Source organism: Nostoc sp. LEGE 06077, assembly GCF_015207705.1.
Classification (GTDB): Bacteria; Cyanobacteriota; Cyanobacteriia; order Cyanobacteriales; family Nostocaceae; genus Nostoc_B.
The window spans coordinates 61,062-73,949 of record NZ_JADEWI010000034.1 but is presented as its reverse complement, the minus strand read 5'-3'; the positions used below and the strand labels follow the sequence as shown (position 1 = coordinate 73,949).

General features: G+C 39.6%; 13 protein-coding genes and 1 tRNA gene. 5 read left to right on the top strand and 9 right to left on the bottom strand.

Annotated elements, in window-relative coordinates; all coding sequences use genetic code 11:
* Window positions 1-93 precede the first annotated feature (93 nt).
* The 3 genes from IQ244_RS20270 to IQ244_RS20260 all read right to left on the bottom strand — a co-directional run bounded on the left by IQ244_RS20270 (window position 94) and on the right by IQ244_RS20260 (window position 1,911).
* On the bottom strand, window positions 94-732 hold the full coding sequence (locus IQ244_RS20270) for a tetratricopeptide repeat protein (protein WP_193897401.1): 639 nt from the start codon (window positions 730-732) through the stop codon (window positions 94-96).
* A 430-nt stretch (window positions 733-1,162) separates the two neighbouring features.
* The gene (locus tag IQ244_RS20265) at window positions 1,163-1,510 is read right to left on the bottom strand and encodes a XisI protein (protein WP_193897399.1); all 348 of its coding nucleotides are present in this window, start codon (window positions 1,508-1,510) and stop codon (window positions 1,163-1,165) included.
* Window positions 1,501-1,911 (bottom strand): XisH family protein, encoded by a 411-nt coding sequence (locus IQ244_RS20260; protein WP_193897397.1) that lies wholly within the window; start codon window positions 1,909-1,911, stop codon window positions 1,501-1,503. The genes IQ244_RS20265 and IQ244_RS20260 overlap by 10 nt, the downstream gene beginning before the upstream one ends.
* A gap of 173 nt (window positions 1,912-2,084) precedes the next feature.
* Between IQ244_RS20260 and IQ244_RS20255 the strand changes: the two genes are divergently transcribed.
* Window positions 2,085-3,890 (top strand): serine/threonine-protein kinase, encoded by a 1,806-nt coding sequence (locus IQ244_RS20255; protein WP_193897395.1) that lies wholly within the window; start codon window positions 2,085-2,087, stop codon window positions 3,888-3,890.
* Window positions 3,891-3,962: 72 nt separating this feature from the next.
* On the opposite strand, the gene IQ244_RS20250 is transcribed toward IQ244_RS20255, so the two are convergent.
* Both IQ244_RS20250 and IQ244_RS20245 read right to left on the bottom strand, forming a co-directional pair.
* Window positions 3,963-5,168: a histidine kinase gene (locus IQ244_RS20250; RefSeq protein WP_193897393.1), complete on the bottom strand. Its 1,206-nt coding sequence runs from the start codon at window positions 5,166-5,168 to the stop codon at window positions 3,963-3,965.
* Between the two features lie 640 nt (window positions 5,169-5,808).
* Window positions 5,809-6,153, bottom strand: a complete 345-nt coding sequence (locus tag IQ244_RS20245) for a hypothetical protein (RefSeq protein WP_193897391.1) — start codon at window positions 6,151-6,153, stop codon at window positions 5,809-5,811.
* Window positions 6,154-6,950: 797 nt separating this feature from the next.
* Here IQ244_RS20245 and IQ244_RS20240 point away from each other — a divergent pair.
* From IQ244_RS20240 to IQ244_RS20230, 3 genes are all read left to right on the top strand, one after another.
* Complete coding sequence (locus IQ244_RS20240) at window positions 6,951-8,627, top strand: DUF1565 domain-containing protein (RefSeq protein ID WP_193897389.1); 1,677 nt, start codon at window positions 6,951-6,953, stop codon at window positions 8,625-8,627.
* Window positions 8,628-9,390: 763 nt separating this feature from the next.
* Window positions 9,391-9,996 carry a DUF4360 domain-containing protein gene (locus IQ244_RS20235; protein WP_193897387.1) on the top strand — a complete coding sequence of 202 codons (606 nt, stop codon included), beginning with the start codon at window positions 9,391-9,393 and terminating at the stop codon, window positions 9,994-9,996.
* 640 nt (window positions 9,997-10,636) lie between these two features.
* The gene (locus IQ244_RS20230; RefSeq protein WP_193897385.1) at window positions 10,637-10,873 is read left to right on the top strand and encodes a hypothetical protein; all 237 of its coding nucleotides are present in this window, start codon (window positions 10,637-10,639) and stop codon (window positions 10,871-10,873) included.
* Between the two features lie 207 nt (window positions 10,874-11,080).
* On the opposite strand, the gene IQ244_RS20225 is transcribed toward IQ244_RS20230, so the two are convergent.
* A complete protein-coding gene (locus IQ244_RS20225) occupies window positions 11,081-11,350 on the bottom strand; it encodes a DUF3493 domain-containing protein (protein WP_193897383.1) in 270 nt (89 codons plus the stop codon).
* 33 nt (window positions 11,351-11,383) lie between these two features.
* Here IQ244_RS20225 and IQ244_RS20220 point away from each other — a divergent pair.
* Window positions 11,384-11,455 (top strand) — tRNA-Thr (locus IQ244_RS20220).
* Window positions 11,456-11,513: 58 nt separating this feature from the next.
* Here the strand turns inward: IQ244_RS20220 and IQ244_RS20215 are convergent.
* From IQ244_RS20215 to IQ244_RS20205, 3 genes are all read right to left on the bottom strand, one after another.
* The gene (locus IQ244_RS20215; RefSeq protein ID WP_193897381.1) at window positions 11,514-11,858 is read right to left on the bottom strand and encodes a hypothetical protein; all 345 of its coding nucleotides are present in this window, start codon (window positions 11,856-11,858) and stop codon (window positions 11,514-11,516) included.
* Between the two features lie 58 nt (window positions 11,859-11,916).
* Entirely contained in the window at window positions 11,917-12,285 is a 369-nt protein-coding gene (locus tag IQ244_RS20210; protein WP_193897379.1) for a hypothetical protein, read from the bottom strand.
* A gap of 101 nt (window positions 12,286-12,386) precedes the next feature.
* Window positions 12,387-12,881 (bottom strand): hypothetical protein, encoded by a 495-nt coding sequence (locus IQ244_RS20205; protein WP_193897378.1) that lies wholly within the window; start codon window positions 12,879-12,881, stop codon window positions 12,387-12,389.
* Window positions 12,882-12,888 lie beyond the last annotated feature (7 nt).

Genomic DNA, 12,888 nt, shown 5'->3' with positions numbered 1-12,888 from the left:
TGTTGGGTGAGCGTCTCGACGTAAATGTTTCAGGATTTGTAATTCCACATCCATTGCCCTGCTTACCTTCCAGAGTTTTTTCTTTTAATCCTTTTATTTAGAATACTCGGAAAGTGACAGAAGAGGGTTATCTCCCAAATCTGAGTAGACAAGGCCGATGTTGTTGAGGGTGACGGCTTCCTGGGTTTGATCACCAACTTGCCGTGATAAAGGTAAGGACTGGTTGTAAAATTTGAGTGCCTGCTGTTTGTTTCCTAGTGCGGAGTAGGCACTGCCGATGTTGTTGAGGGTAGCGGCTTCTTGGGTTTGATCGCCGACTTGCCGTGATAAAGGTAAAGACTGGTTATAAAATTTGAGTGCCTGCTGTTTGTCTCCTAGTGCGGAGTAGACATAACCGAGATTATTTACTGCGACAGCTTGCTGTTTGACATCACCAATCTTCTGCCATAGCTTGAGAGCTGCTTCAAATTTTGCGATCGCTTGTTTGAAGGATTCGGCTGTTCCTTTTTGATAAAGTTCCACACCTTCTTGAAAAACACGTTTTGCCGCAGCACGATTTGCATCTTGTGTCTCTATTTGTGGCTGTTGGGCAATATTTACTAAATTATTCCCAGTCTTCGCCGCACCTAATACGACAAAAACCATCATACTAACCATGAGAATTAAACTGTGACTGGTGAATGCTGCTAAAAGTCGTTTTGGCTTTTGCTGACATTCAATTCTCTTGGTCATAAGAGCGTTTGTGCAGAGGTCGGTGTATTGGTTTGAATATACTTGGATGTGCTTTGATATTCTGAGTTTTTAATGAAACTTTTCTCGCTCAGTCTGAGTTTGGCTGCATCCAGAGATAAACTTAATTCAGTCAAAGTCTTGTAGGATATGGGGTTTAATTGTCTCAATTGGGAGTTTGAACACAATCTCCAGCCATTGGTGGATCTGAGGCAAGAATGAGCGATCGCTCCAACTTTCACACCATAATGTTTACAAAGAGGTTACATTGCCAGGCTGATATCTCTAGATTTTGGATGCAAAATTTGCAATTTAAGTAAGTCGGTGGAAACAACAAAACTATATTAAGAAAGGTTAGTTAAGCTAAAACCCTCTGCCCCCCTGCCTTCTGCCTCCTGCCTTTTCCCAACTATAAATATTTACGGCGCTCTACTTAATTAGTGCCAAATTCAGTAAACTGACGAATATATGGCTCATGAAATGCCAAAATAATATCTTGCTTAGGTACTCCCATATCTACTAATCGATTCGCAATTCCTTCTTCAGTCCCATCATGTTGAATCCAAATTTTTCCATCTTTAATATCAAGATGTAGAATACAACCAAAGTCGCGTCTATTCCCCCGCCAGCCCACATAAAGTAGTTGATAGTGGTCTTGTTTTTCGTCAAAAATTGTTTGCACTTCATATTCTTCAGAATTTAGTTTTTGCTGCATTGCGGCTCGCTTCTGCCGTTCAGCAAGAATATGTTGAATATATTGGCGATACTGTTCTACAGCCATCGACAAATCACCTCTGTTTGTACATCGTAAATTATCAGTCTTAATTGATATTTTTCAACAGATGAAGCAATAAACTTGCGTTGAAAAAAACTTTCATAAATGGGTGAACGTACTGCTAAATATAGTTGGCGTTCTGGGTCAATTTTGTCTAAAGCATCCCGATAATTTAAAAACTGTCCCAAAGCAGTATGAAAATCGGAAACATTAGAGGGACTAATAAAACTTTTAATCTCTACCGCTATTTTTCTGCCTGCTTGTTCGGCTGCTAAAAGTGTTTCTGCTGCTAAGTCAATCTCAAAATCAACATCATCTACATTAATTTCATAAGGATCAGCCGTAATTGTCCAAAACTCTTTTTCTAAAGCGTTTCTGACAATATTATGGAATCTATCTTTTGCCATAGAAGTTTAAATCGCTGAACACGCCGCGGTATAAATATAGTGCGTAGCAGCGAAGCCTTAACCTATCCCACTTAAGATTTATTTTATCAACACCTTTGTTATCTCACTAGGGAACATCATCTGCTTTGACATCGTGATGTACATTTAGATATGGCGGACATATTTAACTGTTCATGAGATCTATTCTGCTGAATAATCGCTATCAAGTTATCCAGGTACTCGGTGCAGGCGGATTTGGGGAAACCTTTTTGGCAGAAGATACCCATATGCCTTCTCGCCGTCGCTGTGTGATTAAGCAATTAAAACCAATTGCCAATGATCCTCAAACCTACGAATTGATTCAGCAACGTTTTGAAAGGGAAGCAGCAACTTTAGAGTATCTGGGGGAAAGTAGTGACCAAATTCCCCGATTACACGCTTATTTTTCGGAAAATGGCCTGTTTTATCTGGTGCAAGAATGGATTCACGGGGAAACTTTAACCCATCTTGTGGAAACTAGCGGATGCCAAAGTGAAGCCACAGTCAGAGAAATTCTCGTGAGTTTGCTATCAGTATTGGATTATGTGCATAGCAAAGGCATCATTCACCGCGATATAAAACCAGATAATATTATTCTACGCTCTGTTGATAGCCAGCCTGTCTTGATTGATTTCGGTGCAGTGAAAGAAACGATTCGGACAGTGGCGAGTAAACCAGGATATCCTATACAGTCTATGGTGATTGGTACGCCGGGATATATGCCTAGTGAACAGGCAATTGGACGACCAATTTACGCCACAGATATTTATAGTTTAGGCTTAACAGCTATTTATCTCTTGACTGGGAAACAGCCTTCAGCATTACCCACTCATCAACAAACTGGGGAAATTATCTGGCAGAATGAAGCACCGCAAGTCTTACCTCAACTAGCAACGGTGCTGAATCAGGCAATTAAACCCCAAGCGAGCGATCGCTACAGCACTGCTAGTAAAATGCTTTATGCTTTAAACTCTACAACTAATCTACCTACATCCCCTACTATCAATTTTCGTCCAACTGAGTCTGCATCAATTCAGCAAACCCAGGCTGTTTCTCCTCCCCCGAAAATTCCCCCACGAAATCCGCAAAAACCTATATGGATATTTGGTGGGTTAATCGTCGCTGGTTTAGTGGCTGGAATCGGAATTGCGCGGTTGTCTCGTCCGCAACAATCAGAAGTCCCTATTGTTAACAATTCTGAATCTCCAGCAGATCCTACTCCATCTTTAGCAACCAATAATCAACCCCCTGTTTCGCCCTCAGCACCATCTTCTGTTACACCTAGTACTCCCCCACAACAACCAATAAATTCTGCTCCTTTATCGGCTAACAATGACGCAACAGATTCTAACTCTGCAAATGAATCTCCAGTAATCACCGATGAGCAGCCTGTAATTACAGATACTGATAATTCAACAAATATGCCAGAGGTTCAACCTACTGTTATTCCCACAAGAGAAGCACCTGCGGTAGAACAAAACAAGCCAGATAACAAAAAAAAAGTAAGTACAACAAGCGGTCTCAGCGTTCCCGCATTTCCTACAGGTACAAACAGAAACACCGTAGAAGCAACTCTCGGAAAGCCAGATAGGGATTCAAGGGGGTTGTGGGGTAATACTCGCGCTGTTACCTATCAAGTCGTTCCAAATCAAATCGATTTGGGCTATCTCTTCGACCGTAATTCTGGAAGATTAGTACAAACTGAGGCTGCTTTTAATCAATCAGTAGACCCAGAAGTGATGCAAAATACTCTAAGTGGAATGCTTAACGGTCAAGTCAATTCAAAAATTCAGCAAGGACTAAAACAAATTCAACAGCGTCAGAAAGATGATTTTAGTGTTGATCTAGGTTCGGTAAAAGTACAAATTGTCCGCCAGAATTGTGATTTTATTTATATCAGTATTTGGGAAGCAGATTTACATCCGATTGGCAACCCATCGGCGGCGAAAAAGTGTTCTTAATTCCACCCAGAGGCTAGAGACTAGAGATGATTATTTTTCATTCACTCAAAACTCAGCACTCAGCACTCAGCACTAAAATGGATAAACTGGCAACGTGAAGTGGAACCATGCGCCACCGTTGGGACTTGAATCTACCCAAATCTGACCATAATGCGCTCGAACGATGCGTTGGCATAAACTAAGACCAATGCCATATCCATCGGTAGCTTGATCTCTTTGCAGGCGGAAGTGATTTTCAAAAATCAGATCTCGGCTTTCGACGGGAATACCAGGGCCAGTGTCACCGACACTAAACTGAATTTTTTGCGTAGTGCGGTGCAATCCAGCAACAGTAATTTTTCCACCTTCCGGTGTATATTTAATAGCATTATCCAAGAGATTTACCAGTACTTGGCGGATGCGTTCTGGATCAGCATAGACGCAAGGTAGGTCTGAGGGAATATCTGTTTCTAGTGTTTGGGATTTAGCTGTGTAGCGATCGCGCAATTCCTCTAACACTTCTAAACAGAGTTTTGCTAGTTCAATTTTTTGCGGTATAATCGGAAACTCTTTATCGCTACCTCGACCTACCTGTAATAAATCAGCAATTAACCGATCAATAATCTTGGCTTGAGTCCGAGCTTGTTTTAACAAATGCGCGGCCATTGCTGGTTTCAAGCGCTGAAATTCGCCTGCTTCTATATTGTAATTAGATTGAAGGGTTTCAATAGCGATCGCCGCAGCAGTTAAAGGATTCCGCAAATCATGAGCCAGCATTGCTATTACTCGGTCTTTGAATTGTAGCTGCTCTTGCAGTTTTTCTTTTTCTTGCTTCAAATGAAAAATTTCATCTGAGAGCTTGATTAGTTCTGCGGAAACTGCAACCGAATTAATTGTTGATGTGGGCGATGATATCCGACCATTGTCATCTATCCGCTCTTGAAAATCTTCTTGCAATTTTAAATAAGCATCTACGGCAGTTTGCCAGCGCGGCCACCAGTTTTTTAATTGAGCAATGATATTACTTCCAGCAAGAACTTGTCTGGGGTCTGGGTGGATTTTGATCAATGCTGGCGTTGCGACTAACTTAAAATGTTCTGCTAGATACGGTTGTTGACCGACATCGATAATTTGAACTTCAAAGCTATACTCAGCCTGCAATTCTTTTAAGTAAGCACGTATTCGCTGTACCTGTTGTCGGGACTGGGGTCTACCATCGACAAACAGCAATAACTGGAGGGGAGCCTCAAAATAATTAGGCTGATCCTGGGAAACTTGCATGTAATCGTGTTTCAGCACTGGTAACAACCTGGCGACGCTTTGCAGAAGATAAAATTGACTAACGGTTGTCGATGGTCGTTTTTCTGATCAATTTAATATCTATTTTAGATTTTCATACTCCTGTCCGCTCTGGGTTTTTGATGTAAGATACATCTTTTTTCACCTTTTGCTTGATTTTTCACTAACTTGCTGTTGAAGAAACAACCTACTTATAAGTATAAGTGCGTATCTAAGTGTCTCCACAATGTAGCATCAGAGTTAATTGATGAAAACTTTTATACTAAAAGTAAGCTGGTTGATGCAGCAATAGCTTGATTTGGTGGCTTTTACTCAGTCAGCTTTCAATAAACTAAATGCCAATACCCAGCCATTCGTCTGGGAATGATTAATTCTCCCAGTCAAACTATAGAAGTTGTGCTTAACTATCAGCAGGTGGGTGTAGGTCTCAAGCCGATTTTTCCAGAACAGCTTCCCCGTCACTTAAGTAGTTTACTAAGCTACAGTCACAAATGTACTGCTTTTTGTCAACTTTGAGTAAGGATTTAGGCAAAATTCCTGAATACTAAGTCAATTGTGATGTCAATGACGTAAAAGGGTGTAAGTTTGGCAAACTAAATAATTGTTGCTGGTGAATGCCAAAACTATTTTTATGCTGTTCTTAACCCTTACATAACGTTGCCATCTTCATCAAGACTGTGACAGCTTGTAAAAGTATGGGAACTTGACTTAGTAAGCAGCACCTCAAAACATCAAAATTTGTGACAACAGTACCATCTGTGCTTCTATTCCTCAGTTTTTCTTGGGAATGCAAAAACAGTCGTAGCCAAATACTGACTATTTTGATAACTGCGATCGCATTACCACCAGCAACAGTTTTTACTTTCACAAATGTTAAGAGTTGATTGATAGTAGAGCCAAGGGCATCTTTGCTAACATTCCATTGATAGAACTTGCAGAAATTGCTACCAGACTTAATAGCTTTACTGAAAGAATCGATTATCAAAAAGCATAAGTTTCTATCCCGGTTTTGAGATTACCCAAGACTGGCACTTTTGGCTTTTTTCTAGAGTTCAGCCTACTAAAACCGCCTGCATCTTGTCCAGAATCAATGTAAAACAGCATTCGAGAGAGTCGGCTTTTTGCTTTTTATATGTTTCTGGGGATGTATTTCTCAGTTTAGCACTGTGGAGCGAGGGAAACTAATTTTATTTGGCGTATGTAGGAGAAGATTACAATCTTGTAGATGAATCTAATAAATTTAAGTAGCCATAATAAAATCCATATTTCCAATTAGTAATAGAGAGTTTGATCATTAGTGATGCCTGACAAGCTATGAAAATCAGTAACCAAAATTCAGCATTCTCGGAGGCTTTCTACCTAGTACCGCCATAAAGTCAAAAGTTAAAAAGTTAATATATCAAGGCTTGTAGCTGTGGGAAATTGTTGGTTGATTTATGCGGCGCTGTATTGGTCTCCTGCCAGCCATGACACATCTATGTAACCAACTGAGCTAATCTAGACAAGAACGTAGGCAATAATGCGAAAAATTAAGGCTGGAATTCTAGACTCCTGACTTGCTTATATTGAGTCGTAACCATTAATGATGCATTGGATTAACTCAGGAACTCTACACTGAACTCAGAGTTTCTCCCAAAATTGTTTATTTACGTGTCTGATTGCGAAACATAGAAGATTATTTGCTAGTCATCCGTTATAGTTTTGCTGGGGATAGACAGTTATCTAGCTGTCACATTTGACCCTTCTTAGCCAACTATAATTCAGCACATCACAGACACAAAAATGAAACATCAAGGTTTTCATTTTTCTTCCGTAAAAAATATTTACTTTCTTTCTGGAAGAAACCTTAAATTTAATTTATCCTTAAAAGCCGGACTGACAGCTTTGTTAATAGCTGCAACTGGTTCTACATTGTTGGTGGGTACAGCAAATGGCGGTGCTTCGCCCAGGGTTATGGCGCAGGCACCAGCAACTGCTAAGGTAATTTATGTCAACCCAGCAACTGGTCAAAACAATACAGGTGCTGGCGCAACAGCAGCAGCACCTTACAAAACTATTAGCTTTGCACTGGCCCAAGCTCAACCAGGGACAATTATTCGACTTGCGCCAGGAACTTATAACCAAGAGGCTGGAGAAACATTTCCACTGTTGCTCAAATCAGGTGTGACAATTCAGGGTGATGAAGCAACCAAAGGCCAAGGGGTAATTATTACGGGTGCTGGTTTTTATACCAGTCGAACTTTTGCCAGACAAGAAATTACCGTCTTAGCTGATAATAATAGTGCGATCGCCGGTGTCACTATCATCAACCCGACTCAACGCGGTACAGGTATTTGGGTAGAATCGACTAATCCCACTATCCAAAACAGCACTTTTACCAATAATGGTAGAGAGGGTGTATTTGTCACAGGTACAGGAAATCCCACAATCGAAGGTAATATCTTTGTGCAGAACAAAGGTAATGGGATTTCCCTGGCTAGAGCGGCTCAAGGCATAGTCAGAAATAACTTATTTCAGGATACAGGTTTTGGTCTGGCGATCGGCGGGACTTCCACAACTTTAGTAGAAGGAAACCAAATCATTCAAAACCAAGATGGTTTGTTTATCTCAGATTCCGCTAAACCTGTACTTCGCAAGAATGTCATTCAAAATAATAAACGAGACGGAGTAGTAGCAATTACCACTGCTGAACCTAACCTAGGTACTAATGAAAATCCTGGTGGTAATCTCATTCGTGGTAATACTCGTTATGACGTAAACAACGCCACTAGAACCAGTACCATTGTGGCTGTTGGTAATGATGTTGACCAGAAAAAAATCTTTGGTAAAGTAGATTTTGTTGCAGCTACAGTTGAACCACCAGCAGGCGGTGCGGTGGCCTTTAAAGATGTACCAAGCAATTTTTGGGCAAAAAGCTACATTGAAGCTTTAGCCTCACAAAATATTATTGCTGGTTTTCCTGATGGTACATTTAAGCCTAATGAACCTGTAACTCGCGCCCAGTTTGCCACAATTATCACTAAAGCTTTAAATCCATCAGCCAAACGTAGCGCCATCAATTTTCAAGACGTTCCTAGCAATTTTTGGGCTTTCGCTGCCATAAAATCTGCTTATCAAAGCCAATTTGTCTCCGGCTACCCCGATGGAACTTTTAAACCCCAGCAACAAATTCCCAGAGTGCAAGCACTAGTAGCATTAGCCAATGGTTTAGGCTTAACCGCCAATAATCAAAATATTATTGGGTTCTACAATGATGCAGCGCAAATTCCTAACTATGCAGTTGGCCCAGTTGCTGCGGCTACTTCACGCCAATTAGTGATTAACTATCCTACCGTTAAACAGCTTGATCCTAATCGTCAAGCAACTAGAGCCGAAGTTGCGGCTTTTGTTTACCAAGCCCTCGTTAACGCTGGACGCGCTCAACCAATTAACTCACCCTATTTGGTCACAGTTCAGTAAAATTCTCTGTTGAAAAAGGGTGTAAGGGTGAAAGGCTGTTAAATAAGTACATCCCTATACCCTTACACTCTTTTATTGCGTAAGTCCTATAAGTAATAAAGACCAATCAAATAATTAAAATTGCAATTTTAATTGCTACATTATCATCAGTAATTTTTCTTAAAACATTATTTTAATTAAGTAAGTTATACAACAATACGTATATACTCAGTAAACTATTTTACCTATTATTATCGGTTTCTATAAGTAGTCTATATTCCAAATTATTAAGTAATAAAAATTGTTGCCTTACTAGTGAAATTATTGGGAACTCATAATAAAAAATAGCAGTCGATACACATAAGCCAAACATGATACTAATTGAAAAATATTAGGTTTTTGGTATCACCACAGATAAATGGAACTCTAAAATTAAATTGACAGTCTTCTGCGAAGAAAGTAGATATGAGACTAGAAGTAAAATTCATAGTCTTTACTTACTATTTTAGGCTTGAAGATGATGTTTGATAAGTAGTGCAAGTTAAGTAATAAAGTTATTCACCGTGGGAAAAAACCGTAGTTTTTGAGTACTTGTAAAAGTATTTCTGCAAATACTTCTTGGAAATTTTTAGTGGCATTTTTTGAGAATATGCCATAAATTTTGCATTAGTATATTTCAGAAAAATAAATATAATAATTGCAAATTTTATTAGAAATATTTTCCGCAATCTGCAATTACGGAATTGGATCTAAACAATGTCTAATCACTCAATTTAGGTGAGTTATGAACAATCAAAATATCAGGAAAACATCTATTAACTTGGTGAAAGCTTTTTTTACAGGTGCAGTACTAATTACAACTTCTGTTGGCCCTGCTTTTGCTAGTGACAAAGTTGAGATTCAGGGTGCAGGATACGGTGGTAACGGTTGTCCTGAAGGTTCTGCTAGTGTGAACGTGAGTCCTGATGGTCAAGAGTTAAGTATTCTCTTCGATCAGTTTATTGCTTTAGGAAATAAATCATCAGAAAGGCGTAAAAGTTGTAATTTGAGCATTCCAATTAAAGTGCCTCAAGGATTCCAAATTTCTCTCTATGATGCTGATTACCGTGGCTATGTTGCTCCGCGCACAACAGGGAGACTTAGAGCCGAATACTTTTTTGCTGGTCAACGTGGCCCTGTTTTATCTCGGACATTTCGTGGCGAAACTGACTACAACGTTCGAGATCAGCTAGTGACTGTTGCTGATGTGTGGTCACGCTGTGGCGATAGTGTAAATATGCGTGTCAATGCAGCGATGACTGCTAATGGAGAAGGTATGGCAACCGTTGATTCCTTCGACCTAGCTCACCGCGGATTAGTGTATCACATCAAATATCGCCAGTGTCGTTAGATAGCTGGACAACGAGAAGCTAATCAGGGTATAGGGTGTACTTATTCAAAACCCTTACACCCCGTACCCCGGCTCAACAGACCATCCTTGTGCGTAAGTCCTGAATATAAAAGCGCCAAGCTAACAAACTGCTAGTCTTGACGCTTTTGATTTTGTAGTTTTTCTTAAATCCAGGGTCTTTATGCTTTATTTGACCCTATCTATATATTATGTGTTTATCTTCAGGATCTTTATATTGGCTGACCCCGTTTGAACAATTATTAGTTTCTCAGAGATTTTGATTTTTTATAATTTCCTAATATTTTTTTTATATTTTCTCTCTTTCTATTGCATATTATCTCGAAAGGTTAAGAAATTTTAAAAATGTATAGATATGTAAACTGAATACGATTTAGTTAACGTTGTTGGTTCCGAGAGACACAACACTGCAAATGGGGTTGCTTCCAGATTTAAATTAATTGTTAGTATATACTAATGGTAAAGTTGCAAAAAACCTGATCTCATAGGGATTGAAACGCTTAAAACTTAACTAATCCCTATCATTGATTGAGTCTGTATGTTAAAAACCACAAACCTGAAAAATATCTCTAAAAAAATAGCGCTAGGCAGAAATCGTGCTTCTTTCAAGGAAAATGATGCAATGAGAGCTATTGCATATAGTATGGATTTACTACTGCCTGGTTTGTATATATGGATATTTGGTTTTAGTTTCCGCATTGGTGGGAGTATACCCGATGATATTCCGTATAAATATCCTGGCGAAATTCATAGTTGCACTGGAATTGCTTTAGTATTACCAGGATATAGAATTTTTACGACTTACCAGGGTAGCTATGACCCTAAACAAACATCAAATACAGGGGCTAACAGCTTTTAATTGCGCGGTTCTCGACTCAAATACTTTTGAAATCTTAATGACTCAGGCGGGGTATTCAATTTCAGGTAGCGCACCTGCACAGTCTAATAGAATCAAAGTATGGTGGATTCATAACGAATATCCAAGAGTCTAGTCTGTATATAGTACCGACAAGAAGATAGTGATTACTGCGTATCATGTTAACTGATATTTCTTGATATTGTTCAACTATTTAGGTAGTTGACGACGTTTTTCCCAGCGCCACAGAAAAGCCATCAAAGCGACTATTCCTAATTGCAGTGCTAAATTTGGTAAAGAACTATCAAGTTCTCTACCAGCAAGGACGCGAAAAAAGAAGACAAACGCGCCAATAAAGCCAGAAGCACCAACACCAATGTAGATAAATTGCCGCAAGCCGCGATAAGGTGCGGCGATTTCTGCTTTTAAACGAGCATATTGTTCTGGATTAAGGCGGGTTTTGGGATTTGGTTCTACCATCTGTAAATAATGCTATAATTTCTATTCGTGTATGCCGATGTGGCTCAGTGGTAGAGCAGCTGATTCGTAATCAGCAGGCCACGGGTTCAAATCCCGTCATCGGCTTGGATTCTATAAGAATAATATTTTTAGTTGACTAGATTTTGACTATTCCCGCTTAAAATCAGTCACCTTTTAGCCCAAGTTTTGCTGGCTCATTCTGCACCATACCCCGAAATCGCCTCAATTCATCCCAAGGGCGAGTGCTGATATCGAGCGTTTTGCTGTACTGATTGGCGTGATAATGCTGATTCTTGTACCCAATATATTTTGCGATCGCGTTTAAAATATTTTCCTTCTCATCGCCTGAGTTGCCGTGTAACAAGCCATGTTCAGCGTCTAAGCGCCGAGCATAAGCCATGATTTGAGCTTCAAGTGCGATCAGAATTCTTACAGTTTTAGTTTTGCCGTGGTTCCAACTACTGCTAATCTCCCAGGTCGTTGATCTCTTGCCGCCATGCTCAGACATAAGAAAACCCTACATTGCCGTGTAACAAGCATATTGTAGGGCAGTGGAACGATTTAAATTAAATCTCATCAATTTTGATTTTCTTGGGTGCGGGTGGAACTTGCGGTTTGACTCTGGCTACAAAGCCCTGGTCTTGTAAAAATGCCTGCAATTCCTTGATTTCGTCCCAAGCTCGATAGAATTTATGATGAATTTGGTAATACAAATCATTGATAAAATACTCTACCATTTCTTTTTTACCTTCTTGTTGAGCGCGAGATACTTTAATATCAGTATTTAGATTCATTAACTCTTTGCTCAACTGGTCTTTGACATCATCAATTGATTTTTCAATGTCTGCTTTAGTCTTAGCAATATGAAAAATTATCCCTATTAAAGCGGCAACTGATAGTAATACGTCTAAAGAATCTTTTAGTGAGGAAAGCATAAGGTGAATTGGGCATTTGCAGCGCCACTCCGCAAAGAATCCTACTAAGATAATCGATAAAGAAATAAAAATCTTATGCAATTTTACTAGGATTCATTTGATTAGCTACTCCAGCCAACAAGAGATAATTGATTTTTGGCACTACCAACTACTGTTATTGTGCCAGTAGCAGCAGTATAAAGCACTTGAATTCTTGCTTCTACAGTGTCACCAGGTGAGATGCTAGGGATATAAATACTATTGCCAGCGCCATCACTTGCACCCGCGATCGCGGTTGCCAATGCTCTATCTAATTCACCGATAAAAGTGCCATTTTTATAAGCGGAAAGCACAATAGTTTCCGTACCAGAGCTACCACCACCAGAGAACGAAACAGAAGCCGCACAAGTTAATTCGATAATTCCAGAAAACCAACTAGGAATGGTATAAATACCTTGCCCTGTGCCTGATGAAACATACCCATTGTAAGGGTCGTAATCTTTAGTGTTGTAAATAATTGGTGTTGCGGCTGCGTTACTTGTTAGAGATTGATTACTTGTTTTAGTTGCAATTAATAACAGAGTTTGATGTGTCCCTTCTGGGTTGGTTAAAGGCATAATTAAT

Excerpts from the sequence above, each read along its gene's own strand:
- IQ244_RS20265 (WP_193897399.1), bottom strand. The coding sequence starts at position 1,510 with ATGGCTGTAGAACAGTATCGCCAATATATTCAACATATTCTTGCTGAA.
- IQ244_RS20240 (WP_193897389.1), top strand. The coding sequence starts at position 6,951 with ATGAAACATCAAGGTTTTCATTTTTCTTCCGTAAAAAATATTTACTTT.
- IQ244_RS20270 (WP_193897401.1), bottom strand. The coding sequence starts at position 732 with ATGACCAAGAGAATTGAATGTCAGCAAAAGCCAAAACGACTTTTAGCA.
- IQ244_RS20255 (WP_193897395.1), top strand. The coding sequence starts at position 2,085 with ATGAGATCTATTCTGCTGAATAATCGCTATCAAGTTATCCAGGTACTC.
- IQ244_RS20205 (WP_193897378.1), bottom strand. The coding sequence starts at position 12,881 with ATGCCTTTAACCAACCCAGAAGGGACACATCAAACTCTGTTATTAATT.
- IQ244_RS20210 (WP_193897379.1), bottom strand. The coding sequence starts at position 12,285 with ATGCTTTCCTCACTAAAAGATTCTTTAGACGTATTACTATCAGTTGCC.
- IQ244_RS20260 (WP_193897397.1), bottom strand. The coding sequence starts at position 1,911 with ATGGCAAAAGATAGATTCCATAATATTGTCAGAAACGCTTTAGAAAAA.
- IQ244_RS20235 (WP_193897387.1), top strand. The coding sequence starts at position 9,391 with ATGAACAATCAAAATATCAGGAAAACATCTATTAACTTGGTGAAAGCT.
- IQ244_RS20225 (WP_193897383.1), bottom strand. The coding sequence starts at position 11,350 with ATGGTAGAACCAAATCCCAAAACCCGCCTTAATCCAGAACAATATGCT.
- IQ244_RS20215 (WP_193897381.1), bottom strand. The coding sequence starts at position 11,858 with ATGTCTGAGCATGGCGGCAAGAGATCAACGACCTGGGAGATTAGCAGT.
- IQ244_RS20230 (WP_193897385.1), top strand. The coding sequence starts at position 10,637 with ATGAGAGCTATTGCATATAGTATGGATTTACTACTGCCTGGTTTGTAT.